This window comes from Pseudarthrobacter cellobiosi (assembly GCF_023913755.1).
Taxonomy (GTDB): domain Bacteria; phylum Actinomycetota; class Actinomycetes; order Actinomycetales; family Micrococcaceae; genus Arthrobacter; species Arthrobacter cellobiosi.
Genome location: NZ_JAMXBJ010000045.1, coordinates 159,674 through 172,769 on the forward strand (window position 1 = coordinate 159,674; position 13,096 = coordinate 172,769).

The 13,096-nt window shown below is 61.6% G+C and carries 8 protein-coding genes and 1 pseudogene; 6 read left to right on the forward strand and 3 right to left on the reverse strand.

The genetic code is table 11. The features are described 5' to 3' along the window. The first annotated feature begins 61 nt into the window (after window positions 1–61). From NG696_RS12060 to NG696_RS12080, 5 genes are all read left to right on the forward strand, one after another. On the forward strand, window positions 62–1,270 hold the full coding sequence (locus tag NG696_RS12060) for an acetyl-CoA C-acetyltransferase (RefSeq protein ID WP_308291970.1): 1,209 nt from the start codon (window positions 62–64) through the stop codon (window positions 1,268–1,270). After that, entirely contained in the window at window positions 1,270–1,488 is a 219-nt protein-coding gene (locus NG696_RS12065; protein ID WP_252575518.1) for a hypothetical protein, read from the forward strand. Before NG696_RS12060 ends, NG696_RS12065 begins: the two co-directional genes overlap by 1 nt. A 150-nt stretch (window positions 1,489–1,638) precedes the next feature. Beyond that, entirely contained in the window at window positions 1,639–2,652 is a 1,014-nt protein-coding gene (locus tag NG696_RS12070; RefSeq protein ID WP_308291971.1) for an FUSC family protein, read from the forward strand. Between the two features lie 834 nt (window positions 2,653–3,486). After that, window positions 3,487–4,005: a nuclear transport factor 2 family protein gene (locus NG696_RS12075; RefSeq protein WP_252575520.1), complete on the forward strand. Its 519-nt coding sequence runs from the start codon at window positions 3,487–3,489 to the stop codon at window positions 4,003–4,005. Window positions 4,006–4,309: 304 nt separating this feature from the next. Then, window positions 4,310–5,536, forward strand: a complete 1,227-nt coding sequence (locus NG696_RS12080) for an amidohydrolase (RefSeq protein WP_252575565.1) — start codon at window positions 4,310–4,312, stop codon at window positions 5,534–5,536. A gap of 290 nt (window positions 5,537–5,826) precedes the next feature. On the opposite strand, the pseudogene NG696_RS12085 reads toward NG696_RS12080, so the two are convergent. Then, window positions 5,827–8,233: pseudogene (locus tag NG696_RS12085) on the reverse strand (FdhF/YdeP family oxidoreductase). 318 nt (window positions 8,234–8,551) lie between these two features. Between NG696_RS12085 and NG696_RS12090 the strand changes: the two are divergent. Beyond that, the gene (locus NG696_RS12090) at window positions 8,552–9,061 is read left to right on the forward strand and encodes an amino-acid N-acetyltransferase (RefSeq protein ID WP_252575522.1); all 510 of its coding nucleotides are present in this window, start codon (window positions 8,552–8,554) and stop codon (window positions 9,059–9,061) included. 438 nt (window positions 9,062–9,499) lie between these two features. Here the strand turns inward: NG696_RS12090 and NG696_RS12095 are convergent, their stop codons facing one another. Next, window positions 9,500–10,723, reverse strand: a complete 1,224-nt coding sequence (locus tag NG696_RS12095) for a purine-cytosine permease family protein (protein WP_252575524.1) — start codon at window positions 10,721–10,723, stop codon at window positions 9,500–9,502. A gap of 365 nt (window positions 10,724–11,088) precedes the next feature. Then, a complete protein-coding gene (locus NG696_RS12100; RefSeq protein ID WP_252575526.1) occupies window positions 11,089–13,095 on the reverse strand; it encodes a hydantoinase B/oxoprolinase family protein in 2,007 nt (668 codons plus the stop codon). Between the last annotated feature and the right edge of the window lies 1 nt (window position 13,096).

Genomic DNA, 13,096 nt, shown 5'->3' on the forward strand with positions numbered 1-13,096 from the left:
AAGAACGGCCAATCGAAGTAAGTTCGAGCCGTCTCCACCAACAAATCCCGGAGCAACCGCAGTGAAAACAGAATCTAACTTCCGACTACCCGACCCAAGGGATGTCGTCATTGTCGGCGCAGCACGCACCGCTCAGGGACGACTGCTGGGCCAATTGGCACCACTTTCCGCCGTCGAACTGGGCGGAGCGGCCATCGCTGGCGCCCTCTCACGGGCCAGCGTCCCGGCAGATACCGTCGATGCCGTCATCATGGGCCAAGTTCTCCAGTCAGGGACCGGACAAAACCCGGCCCGGCAGAGCGCGGTCGCCGCGGGAATTCCCCTGAGCGCACCCGCCGTGACAGTGAACAAAGTGTGCCTCTCGGGACTGTCGGCCATAATCGAGGCCGCCCGAATGCTACGCCTTGGCGACGCAGCCGTAGTCGTCGCCGGCGGCCAGGAATCGATGAGCCAGGCCCCCCGCCTAGTCGCAGGCACCCGGACCGGGAATGCGTACGGAGCGCTCACTCTGGTGGACGCAGCCGCCCAGGACGGCTTAACAGACGCATTCGACCACGAGGCCATGGGCCTGGCCACTGACCGCGCCAACTCGGCATTGGGCATTTCGCGGGCAACCCAAGACGCCGTCGCCGTCACCTCCCACTTGCGGGCAGCCGCAGCCCAAGATTCAGGAGTGTGGGCCCAGGAAATCATCCCTGTGAAGGTGCCCACACGAAAGGGCGTCCTCGAAATCACCGAGGATGAAGGCATCCGCCCCGATGCTTCACGGGAGTCGCTGGCCCGTCTGCGCCCCGCCTTCTCCCCGGATGGGACGGTGACTGCGGGCAACGCCTCACCTTTGACCGATGGCGCCGCGGCAGTTGTACTGACCACCCGGGAGACCGCCCAGAGGCATGGGTGGGATGTCCTCGCAGTCCTTCGGGCCCACGGACAAATCGCCGGGCCTGACACATCCCTGCCGGACAAGCCCGCTAAGGCTATCCGCACCGCCCTGGAGCGCGAAGGCTGGACAGCCGAAGAACTCGACCTGGTTGAGATCAATGAAGCCTTCGCCTCAGTTGCGTCGCATTCCGGGGAACTGCTCGGCGTGTCCGAGGACCGGATCAACATACACGGCGGCGCAGTTGCCATCGGACACCCAATCGGTGCTTCAGGAGCCCGGCTGGTTGTCACTGCCGTGCACGAACTCATCCGCCGCGAAACGGGCCGGGCCGCCGTTGCACTATGTGGAGGCGGGGGCCAGGGCGACGCCCTGCTCCTGGAACGCTGATGTTCGAGCAGTGGCACACCGCTACACACCTCCGCCGAACAGTAGATTGGCAGGACCATGTGGGCGACATCGTAGAGATCCGCTCCAACGACCGCGTTGTTCGCCGGGGGATCGTCGAAGAAGAAATGCCGGACGGTTCAGGCCTATGGTTGGCAGCCGATGCCGCTGACCGCCGGGAGTACTTCCACAAAGATCTCGGCTACGAGCTTTGGATCTAGTCCAGGGGAGACAGTCATCGACTGGCTGAGGAGCAGCGCTCCGTGAAACATCACCTCCGCACACTCCACAGCTTCGCACCTCCAAGCAGGGATCGCGTCTCAGCCCTACGGGTCTGCACAGGCGTTGCAGTTCCATCGTTGGCTCTGCTGATGCTCGGACACCCAGAGCTGACCATCTACGCCCTTTTTGGCGCGCTGACTGGAATGTACGGAAGGACTGAACCCCACCAGCTCCGTCTCAAACACCAACTGCAGGCTGCAGGCATGCTCGTGACCGGAGTGATGATCGGGACCGGGTTATCGGTTACTGGCCTCCATTCCTGGTGGCTCGTGGCCGTTGAAACGCTGTTGGCCGGACTGGGATCAATCTTCGCGGACAGGCTGAACCTGAAGCCGAGCGGGCCCTTCTTTGGAATCCTCGCCCTAGGAGCATGTGCCTCGATCCCCACAACCGTTCCCTGGCTCTTTGCTGTGCTTATCGCTGTGGCGTCAGCCGCCTCTTCGCTTTCCGTCGGTTTTCTCGGCTGGACACGCGAAAGGGCGTGGCGGCCCAAGGCAAGACGGGACCACTCATCCCTTGCCGGACCGCGAAGGCAAAAGGCGTTCATCCATGCGGGACGCTACGTCCTGGCGGTAGGCGCGGCTGGAGCCGCTGGCGTGTTCAGCGGAAGCACATACCCCCAGTGGGCCATGGCGGCTGCAGCGGTACCGCTTGCCTCGGAAAATTTAGTCGGCGGCATTTACCGCGGAATCCACAGGATTGTGGGAACGTTCCTTGGACTTGTCATCGTCGCAGTCCTCCTGCTGCCTTCCCCCTGGCAGCTGGATGCCCAGAAGGAGGCACCGGCGCTGGTGATCGTCATCATCTTCTTCCAGTTCACCACCGAACTTTTCATGATGCGCCACTACGGCCTGGCCATGGTGTCATTCACGCCGGTAATACTCCTGGTTACGCAGCTCGCCGCACCGGCGCACCCCTACGTGCTCATCGCCGAACGCGGCGTGGAGACACTGGTCGGTGCAACCGTAGGGGTCATCGTCCTCATCATCTTCTCCGGACACGACGGCCACGACATATGGTTGCAAGTAGGGGAGAGGGATCACCCCACTCAGCGTCCGCTCCTCAGATCAAACCCAGCTTCCGGCGATACGACACGGCGCTGAGCGCTGGTTCTGCATGCACTCCACAAGAGCGGCGAACCAACACCGTCGGTTGCTGTTGATGCAGAATCGAACTGAGTAGCATCTGAGATTTCTCTTGCCAGCCGCGGGAATGCGCCGGGCCCGACAGGCCTCTTGGAGTCCGGCGCAGTTCTACTATCGGTTCTGACTGCCGTATGAGACCCTGTGCGTCGATGCAACTGACCGCCGGTCGGCGTGCTCCTGCTTACCTGCTGAGCTTACCCACCCGGACTGCTGGACACCGGCAACCGACGGGGAAGTACCAACCGCTTCTTCCGGGGACCCGAGGCGCCGGGAGGTGTTCTTGCTCTGAACGAGGATCCTGCTTTTCATGATCTTTTCTCCTCTCTAAATTTGTGAACGGAAGGGGGGAACGGCAAGACGTTGAACGTCAGGAGTAAGTGCTTCGGGAGTTCGCTTTTATCGACGGTAATACGGAGCGAACGAGCCTCCATACAGTCTGGGAGCCGTGCAGCAGTGGCATAATTTCTCCTTGCTGCAGGTAACGGACGGGCAAGGGATCACTCTCGGGTCCCCACCAGCCACTGAAAGGCGCGTGGTGCCCTGTTCTTGCGTTGATAGTCAAACTGTTCGAGCGGTTCACCTGAAGCTGCAGCACGGATGCCCCTTCTTTCGGAGTGGTCCTGACAATGAAGGCCTGAACATGAATGCCGCTTGGAGAATCAGGCTGTCCCATGATCGTAGGGACGCCCCACGCGCGAGTCACCGTACAGTTCGTCAAGACTTCCGCTTTCGTCTGTACTGATCGCCGAAAAAGCTGATGTTCGCTCTCCCTGGCATCGATAGAGTCCCTTCATGGCAGAGACGAGATGGACCCAGATATCCGCCGACGACTACGAGGACGTGCGTAGATTAAAGGCTCGGTATTTTCGCTATATTTACCTCAAGCGATGGTCAGACCTCCGGACGCTTTTCTCCGTAGACACCGAAATATTGGGCTTCAGTTTCTCTCCAGCTGACCCTGACACGTTCGTTGAGGCTGTGTCGGCCTACATGTCAGGTATGGTATCCATTCACCAGGCATTCATGCCCCAACTCGAGCGCCAATCCGATGACTCTATTCGCGGGATCTGGAGCATGTTCGACCAGCTGACCTGGGAGCCCGACTCGCGCGAATATCAAGGCTTCGATGTACCAGGTATGTGGGAGATCAGGGGATACGGACACTATGAAGAGGAATACGTCCGGACGGCCGAGGGATGGCGAATCTCATTTTTTCAAACTCTCTCGGCTCCGAGTCGAGCCGCTCATTGGTCCAGGTACCCCATACCCGCCTTTTCACTTACCCCCGCAACGGAGGGGTGGCTTGACTAGCTCTCAAGGCTTCTCGCCACTACGTCGGACAAAGCCCTTCCAGACCAGAAGTAACTGCGCAAAAATTTCAGAGGCCCGGGTTCCCCGCTCAGGGGATACCTAAACGAAGTAATGCAACACTTAGCTTCCTCCGGTAAGTAACTCGTACATCGGCAACGCATCACCCGTGGTACTGCCCTCACAGGCATAGGCTCAGGTACGACGATGGTTGCAGTTCAGCGAGCCCACTGAGATGTCGGATGGTTCGACCTTTCCGAGGCAGCCAGGCCGACTCGTTTATGTCCTGCTAAAGCAGGCGATACTCATGGAACCAGGAGGCACAGCAACCGTTATGGCAAGTCTGCGCACCGCCCTTGCAGAGGGCGTCAAGGAGTGGAAGCCGCGGGTTCAGGCAATGGCCCACGAAATTCATGCCAACCCCGAGGTGGCCTTCGAGGAGGTCCGCTCGTCCGAGGCAGCAGCGGCGCTCCTGGCTGAAGGTGGTTTCACAGTTGACCGTGGCACTGGTGGTCTGCCTACAGCTTTTACGGCCACCGCTGGAAGCGGCGAGCTGAAGGTGGCACTGTGCGTGGAATACGACGCGCTTCCGAACATTGGACATGCGTGCGGGCACAACCTGATTGCTGGTGCCTCGGTCGCCGCTGCCCTTGCCTTGAGACCCTACGTAGACGAGCTCGGCATCACACTAAAAGCCATCGGAACCCCTGCTGAGGAAAGCGGCGGCGGTAAGGCGCTTCTTCTTGAACGGGGAGCGTTTGACGGTATCAGCCTCGCCCTGATGGTCCATCCTGTCCAGGACGGAGTGACCTATAACCCGGCAGGTACCAGCGCCCAGGCGATGGGGAGGTACCAGGCGACTTTCATTGGAAAGGCCGCCCACGCGGCAGCAGCCCCCCATCTAGGCATAAACGCCGCAGATGCAGCTGTGCTGAGCCAAGTCGCCGTAGGGTTACTGCGCCAGCAAATGCCCGGAGACCACCGAATAGCTCTATATGTAGCTGAGGCCGGACACGCCACGAACATCATTCCGGAACGGGCGGTAGTCGAGTTTGAGTGCCGGGCATTCACCTTAAGGGAATATGAAGCCTTGCTTGAGCGCGTCCGCGGCTGTTTCGAAGGGGCCGCCCTGGCCACCGGAACAGCGCTGACCATTGAGGCGACAGAACCCGCATACGACCCGTTAATCCAAGACAGCGCCCTGGCTGCACACTGGACTGACGCCATGGACACGTTCGGCAAGGACACGTCCAGCTCCGCCGGCATGAGCGGTGGCTCAACTGATATGGGCAACGTCTCCCAGGTAATTCCCACCCTGCATCCCTGGCTGAGTATCCCCGGCGCGAACGTACCAATCCACTCACACGGGTTCGCAGCATTTGCCGACTCGCCTGACGCGTACAGCGTGATGTTCGAGGCGGCCACTGCATTGGCCTGGACCATCGCGGGGGCCGCGATCACCCCCACCGAAAGAGAACGCTTCATCAAATCGGCATACAGCCGTCAGACTTCAACCCGCAAAAATATGTCCTAAGTTTCACCACGGAATTTCCGGGACCGCAATGGCCTTCCAACGACCCCACAAAAGAAGACGGCATCGTTTCTGAGCGACTGTGGCAAAACAAGTGCTGCATCCCTGCGGCATCTGCCGGAGGGATGCAGCCCTTGTGGCTGGGCACCATGCCTCAGTCACACCGTAGGGATCGCTCCCTTTAGGAGCCATCTCCTAGAAAGTTCGTACACCGCAAGCACGGGACTGCGTGGCCGGCAACGGTGGCACTCCGGACAGACGAGTGTGCCACCGTCGAAGTATCAACGGCAAAGTCAGGCGTGCGCGCCCGCCAGTGCCACTGCCTCGCTCGATGCGAGCGAACCGTGGGGAACGAAGCGGACGAACATGGCCTTGAAGCCGGGGGTGTTGGATTCCCTGGCCACGTTCTCCTTGTGGACCAGGGCATTGGCCTCGGGGAAGTACGCGGCGGCGCAGCCTTTCGCCGTGGGGTAGGCCACCAGCCGGAACTTGTCGGCCTGCCGGTCGTGGCCGCGGAAGGTGCTGACCACGTCCACGAGGTCCCGGTCCTGGAAGCCGAGCTCGGCCAGGTCTTCGGGGTGTACCAGGATCACGCGGCGGCCGCCCGAGATGCCGCGGTACCGGTCATCGAGGCCGTAGAAGGTGGTGTTGTACTGGTCGTGGCTGCGGATGGTCTGGAGGACCAGGTGGCCCGCGGGTGGGGTGAGGTATTCCAGCGGGCTGACGGTGAAGCGGCCGCGGCCGATGTCCGTGTTGAAGGACCTGGTGTCCCGCGGCGGGTTGGGCAGCACAAAGCCGTTTTTGGTCCGGATCCGGGTGTTAAAGTCCTGGAAGCCGGGGATGACGCGGGAGATGTGCTCCCGGACCACGTCGTAGTCAGCGGCCATGGCCTTCCAATCCACTGGATGGCCGTCCCCGAACGTGGCGTCGGCCATCCGGGCGATGATCACGGGCTCGGCGAGCAGGTGATCGGAGACTGGCTGGAGGCGGCCCTGGGTGGAGTGGACCACGGACATGGAGTCCTCCACGGACAGCAACTGGGCACCGTTGGCGTGTTTGTCGTCCTTGTCCGTCCGGCCCAGGGTGGGCAGGATGAGGGACGTGCGCCCGTGGACCACGTGGGAGCGGTTCGGCTTGGTGGAGATGTGCACGGTCAGGCCGATCCGCTGCATGCCCGCTTCCAGGGTTTCCGTGTCCGAGCAGGCGAGCGAGAAGTTTCCGCCCATGGAGACGAACACGTCCACCTCGTCGCGGTCGAAGGCCTCCATGGACTCGACGGCGTCATAGCCGTGGTGCCGCGGGGACTCCGTCGCGGTCGAAGGCCTCCATGGACTCGACGGCGTCATAGCCGTGGTGCCGCGGGGACTCGATCCCGAACTCGGTGTCGAGGGCTTCGAGCAGCCAGTCCTTGGGTTTCTCCCAGATGCCCATGGTCCGGTCGCCCTGGACGTTGGAGTGCCCGCGGACGGGGCAGGCGCCGGCGCCGGGCTTGCCGAAGTTGCCCTGCAGGAGCAGGACGTTGACCATTTCCTTGATGGTGTCCACCGAGTGCGGCTGCTGCGTCACGCCGAGGGCCCAGCAGAAGATGGTGGCCTTGGACCGGATCAGCATCCCGGCCACGTCCTCGATCTGGGCCCGGGCCAGGCCGGTGGCTTTCTCCGTTTCCGCCCAGTCCAGCTCCCGGCGGGCGTCACTGTAGGCATCGGACCCGTCGGTTTGCGCGTCAACAAAGGAGCGGTCGACGACGGTGCCCGGGTTGCGTTCTTCCTCCGCCAGGAGGAGGTGGCCGACGGCCTGGAACAGGGCAAGGTCTCCGCCGACCTTGATCTGCAGGTATTCGTCGGCGAGCGGCGTGCCGCCGCCCACCACCCCGGAGACGGTCTGCGGATCCTTGAAGTTGAACAGCCCGGCCTCCGGCAGCGGGTTGACGGCCACCACCTTGCCGCCGTTGTCCTTGCACTCCTTCAGGGCTGAGAGCATCCGGGGGTGGTTGGTGCCGGGGTTCTGCCCCACGACGAAGATGAGTTCAGAATCGTGGATGTCCTCCAGGGAGACTGTTCCCTTGCCGATGCCGATGGTCGGGTTCAGCGCCGAGCCCGAGGACTCGTGGCACATGTTCGAACAGTCCGGCAGGTTGTTGGTGCCCAAAGCCCGCGCGAACAACTGGTACATAAACGCGGTCTCGTTCGCGGTGCGGCCGGAGGTGTAGAAAACGCAGCGGTCCGGGGTGGAGGCGCGGATGTGTTCGCCGATCAGCTCGAAGGCTTCGGCCCAGGAGATCGGCGAGTAGTGCGTGTCACCCTCGCGGATCACCACCGGTTCGCTGAGCCGGCCCTGGTTGCCGAGCCAGTACTCCGTTTTCCCGGAGAGTTCGGCGATGGAGTGCCGGGCCCAGAACTCCGCCCCCACGGTACGCAGCGTCGCCTCCTCGGCCACGGCCTTGGCGCCGTTCTCGCAGAACTCGGCCGCTTTGCGCTTCGTGGCCGATTCCGGCCAAGCGCAGCCGGGGCAGTCGAACCCGCCCTGCTGGTTCAGCCGCAGCAGCAACTGCGCCGTGCGCGTCACGCCGGCCTGGGCGACGGCGCGTTCAAGGGCCACCATCACGGCCTTGACTCCGGCCGCCTCGGTCTTGGGCTTGTGAACTTCGAGGTTGTCCTCATTGATGTCCGTCACGGGAGCGGGCTGCCTACCGAACTTCACTGTCTACCTTTCTTTGCGCAACACCGCTGAGCGGTGTTGCTTTGGGACTTCGCGGCCGCCCCTCTTGCGATGAAGGGCCGGAAAGCCTCTTGAGGAGTGCGAAAAGCGACAGGGTTCGGCCGAACGTGTCTGCGCTGACGCTGCGGATGCGTCACCCGCGTGGCTTGGATCCCTCGGATTGCCGCGGTTAGGAATCAGATATCCCCCGATAGTAGGGATGGCCCCTGGGAGACGTCATCGCACAGTTCGTCAAAACATGCGCTTTTGGCCGTACATATCGCTGAAACGGCCCAGGCAGGGCCTCGTAGGATTAGCGCTGTGACCGACTCCTTCCGCATCCGGCCTGCCCGCACCAGCGACGTGTCCGCCATCAAGAAGTTGGTAGCGCCCTTGGCGGAACAGCGGATTCTCATGGCGAAGGAAACCGTGGCTTATTACGAAAGCCTGCAGGAATTCCAAATCGCCGAATCCAGCGAGGGCGACGTCATCGGCTGCGGCGCGCTGCACGTCATGTGGGAGGACCTAGCTGAGGTCCGTACCTTGGCAGCTTCCGAAGATTGGCGCGGCCAGGGTGTGGGCCATGTGCTGGTGGAGAGCCTGCTCGTAGAGGCCCGTGAGTTGGGTGTTGCCCGCGTTTTCTGCCTCACCTTCGAGGTGGGCTTCTTCAAGGGCCACGGCTTCGAGGTCATGGCAGACCAGTCCGCTGTGGACCCGGTCGTGTACTCGGAGCTCCTCCGTTCACACGACGAAGGCGTTGCGGAGTTCCTGGACCTCGCCCGCGTGAAGCCCAACACCCTGGGCAACACGCGCATGATCCGATTCCTCTAGGACGGTGCAGGTGCAGCTCCTGCACGTGTGCCCGGGCGCCCATTCTACAAATCTGGAAGACATATGTTTGCAGCAATCGATCCGCTCCGTGTGAAAGACGCGATGATCGTAGACTCCAGCGGGCGGCTCCTCATAACTTTGGAGCGGTCTGAAACCGCAATGCCGTCTTAGTGCTGCCCTGCTGCTCTGCAGTTAGCAGGTCGGCGTCTCGCGGTGATGGACGACGAGGGAAACTTCTCGGCCTGCTCGCGCGAGCAGCAACCTGCATTACTGCAATGGCAAGCCCGGTTCGTTTATGGCAGTGCCCGGGTCGGGAAGTGTCCTCTGACCCTGACCCGGACTGCGTTGGTAGCGGACGTTGACGGATTCGGGCATGGGCGAACTCCACCGGACAACTTTGTCCGGTGGAGTTCGGCTGCACGTGCTAGCGATATGGCTTCAGCTGGTGGGATGCGAAATGGCAGGATCCAACTCTTCATCGGCTCGGTCAATCGTATCCACGGAATTGAGTAGACGCGGCGGGGAGAATTTATAGGCACCGTAATAGACGCCTGCAGCCAAGGCCATGGTAATCAAAGGCGTAAGCTGGGACACTACCGGCCACGCTGTTTGTTCAGTGAGTGCAATTCCGGTTGCTGAAGCGAATACCCAGGCAACTGCTCCGGGGCTGACCGCTTTGAGATTAGCCGGACGGATATCAGGGACAAGATTTTGCGTTTTCCAGTTCAGTCCGATAAATACCAGTGCGATGGCAACCCAGGCGGTTACAAATACGCCTTGCCAGGCCAGGGCCTTGAGAAGGTAACTCAGAACATCTGTGAGCATGAGCAAAAAGGCCAGAGCGCCGCAGACGATAACCCAGACATAGCGGGGGAGGTTGAGCCTGAATACCCGACTGGCAAATGCTGAAAGGTTTTCGGATGCCAGGAAGTAGTTGGCGGTATTGATGCGGGTCTGTGAGATGAGGATGACGAGCAGGCCGACCAGTCCCAGTGATGAGATAAATGCTTGGACGACCCCGGTTTCTGAGGCTTCAATTCGCCATGCGCTCATGATGTATATGCCAACCAGCCCGTTCAGGCCGAACGTGAATGCGTAGAAGACCCAGCCGAATGTCACTGTTCCCAGGAACTTTTCGTCTTGTTTGCGTCCTAACCGGGCATAGTCGAAGGTGTACATCATCATGATGTAGACGCCCATGTAGATAAGGTATGAAGTCAGCCAGCCGGGCAGTGCCGACGAGGCGGCGGCATGGCCAATCCAGTCCGTGGGTGCGCCCTTGATAAGCGTGGCGGCGACCACGACCGCAATCAGGCCGGCAACATAGAGCGGGAGCAGGACACCGTTGAGTTTGTCCAGCCAGTTCTGTACGCCCCCCAGGGCCAGGGGAATGGCGTAGAGCACCACGATGCCATACCAAACGACCATGCTGCCGCCGAAGTACTCGTGGAATGCGACGGCAATGATGGATCCTTCGAACACTGCGTAGTAGATGGCCGTGGCTGCAAAGATCAGCGATGCCAGGGCGGAGCCGACCAGTCCGAAGAGTGTGCGGGAGAAGAGGCTAACTGTGAGTCCTGTCCGCGCCGCGTAGCGCGACAGAACCGTGTTGATGGCACCGTAGGTGACAATGGTGAGCGCCATTCCGATCAGGGTGTTCACGACACCGACTGCTCCTGCTGAGGCCACAGCTACGTAGATCCAGAACATGGCGGAGAATACCGCCCACCAAGCCATGGTGAGTGACCATTTTCCGGCACGCTCAGTGACAGGTAGAACGTAATTTGAGTACGACAATTTTGCACCTTTCAAATCTTTGAAGAAGCCAGGGAGGGGGATGCTTGGCCGGAGATCGTTTCGAGAGGAGCCGCCATGGTTCCTCCGGGTTCGAGCCGGCGTTAGCTCCCTGCCAAATTGAGTTGCTTCCCTCACCGTGGTCACGGGTCTGTCGCGATTGCAGGGCGATGACGATGCCGGGTCCGCCGACGCGATCAGCGCCGGCGGACCCGGTGTTGGTCAGAATGCGCTTAGTGCCAGTGGGCCGACGAACGCTTTTCCATGCTCTTGCGGAACTCTGAGGTGGTCTCCGGGAACAGTTCCCCGGTGCCCCAGTCCAGGATGACGCCGTGGCGGCGGATCACGTCGAGCATGTCCACCTCTCCGGCGCGGTACTTCTCCGCCACGGCGACCGGATCGGCGGTCAGCCACCCTAGGCGGTCGCCACGGATCTGCTGGCGCAGCTCGAGGCTGGCTGCTTGATCGATCTCAAACTGGTCCAGTTCGCGATCGATTTCGCGGATGATGACGCCGTAGTCCTTCGCTGCCCGTTCGATCGACACGTACTCGTCGATGACGTCTTCGAGGACTTCGTCGAAGGGGCGTTCCAGGGGATCGCCGTAGCCGCCCCCACCAGCGGACGGGCGGGTAAACGAGTCCCCGGAGTGCAGCGGAACGGCTGAGAAGTTGGACCCGAGGAACTTTTCCTGATCGGTACCCTTGTTCATCCAGACACCGTGCGGGATCGACGGCAGGCCGCCTTCGATGCCCCAGGTGATGGAGCGTGCACGGTCGCAGCAGTAGCTCATCACGGTCTTCGTCGCGTCGACCAGGGTGCCGCCCTTTTCGATGCCGAGGCCGCCGCGGAATCGTCCGGGTCCGCCGGAGTCGGTACCGATCTGGTGAACGGTGGTCAGGACGGGTGAGAGCCGCTCCTGGCCTTCGATGGGCTGGACGGCCAAACCGGGTCCGAAGACCGGAGCGGTGGCGCTGGCCCCGTCCTTGGAGGCTCGTCCGCCCCAGCCGCCGGCCATCCAGTCGTACCACATGAAGTAGGGGTTATCGTCGGTGCGGCCGTCGCGGCCACCGACCAGGAGGTACTCGAGGTTGAAGGCGCAGGCCATGGCGCGTTCGGGCATGATCTGGGACCAGAGCTCGAAAATTCCGTTCATCAGCTTTTCGTAGGGACCGGAGCAGAACCCGGTGACAGCGTAGGGCCACCCGGCATTGACCACGGTGCCCTCGGGCCCGATTTCCGCATCGACGGCGGCGTAGAAGCCGGAGTTCAGCGGAACGTCCGGGAAGAACGTCTTGGTGCCGGCGTAGATGGCCGAGTGGGTTGTGCCGTAACCGGAGTTAAGGAAGGTTTCGACGGCGGGCGCGGAACCGGTCAGGTCGTAGTGGATGCCCTTGCCGTCCAGTGTCAGCTTGATTTTGATGGGCACCAGGCCCTCGCCCTTGCCCGGGTCGAAGTCGATGTAATCGGTGGTCTCCCACACTCCCTGCGGCAGGGATTCCAGGCGGCGCAGGACGATCCGTTCAACGTAGTCTTGGGTTTCCTGCATCGCGGCGACGACCGTCGATTTGGAGTATTTGTCCACCAGGCGGAGGACTTCACGCTCGCAGACGGCGGTCGCTTCTGACTGGGCCTGGAGGTCACCCATCGCCTGGCGCGGTGCCCGGGTGTTCGACACCAGGAGCTGGGCGACGTCGTGAAGGAAGACACCCTTGCTCCAGATCCGCACGGGAGTGATCCGCAGGCCTTCGCCGAAATGTTCCTTGGCGTTGACATCGAATGAACCCGGTACGTTGCCGCCAATGTCAGCCCAGTGGCCCTTGTTCTGGGCGAAGGCGATCACCTCACCGTCGGAGAAGATCGGTCGAATGAAGCTAACGTCGTTGAAGTGTGTGCCGCCCCGGTACGGGTCGTTGATGGCAAACACGTCCCCCGGATGAATGTCTTTGCCGAATTCTTCGATGACGGCCTTGCACTGGAAGTGCAGGGTACCGACGTGGACGGCAATGTCGCCGCTGCCCTGCATGACGGTGTTTCCGTTCGCGTCACAGAGAGCGGAGGAGAAGTCGCGGGAGTAAATAACAAAGGAATAGCAGGTCCTCAGGATCTGCTCGCTCATCAGGTCGACGCTGGTGACGAAGGCGTTTTTCAGCACCTCGAACGTTACGGGGTCAAGGCCTGATGCCTGCCGTGCATCGGTGTGGGCGACATGGAGATCTGGAATGGTGATCACGTCGGTCATG

Bases quoted from the DNA above. Each gene is read 5' to 3' on its own strand.
- NG696_RS12065 (WP_252575518.1), top strand. From the start codon at position 1,270: ATGTTCGAGCAGTGGCACACCGCTACACACCTCCGCCGAACAGTAGAT.
- NG696_RS12070 (WP_308291971.1), top strand. From the start codon at position 1,639: ATGCTCGGACACCCAGAGCTGACCATCTACGCCCTTTTTGGCGCGCTG.
- NG696_RS12075 (WP_252575520.1), top strand. From the start codon at position 3,487: ATGGCAGAGACGAGATGGACCCAGATATCCGCCGACGACTACGAGGAC.
- NG696_RS12080 (WP_252575565.1), top strand. From the start codon at position 4,310: ATGGAACCAGGAGGCACAGCAACCGTTATGGCAAGTCTGCGCACCGCC.
- NG696_RS12100 (WP_252575526.1), bottom strand. From the start codon at position 13,095: ATGACCGACGTGATCACCATTCCAGATCTCCATGTCGCCCACACCGAT.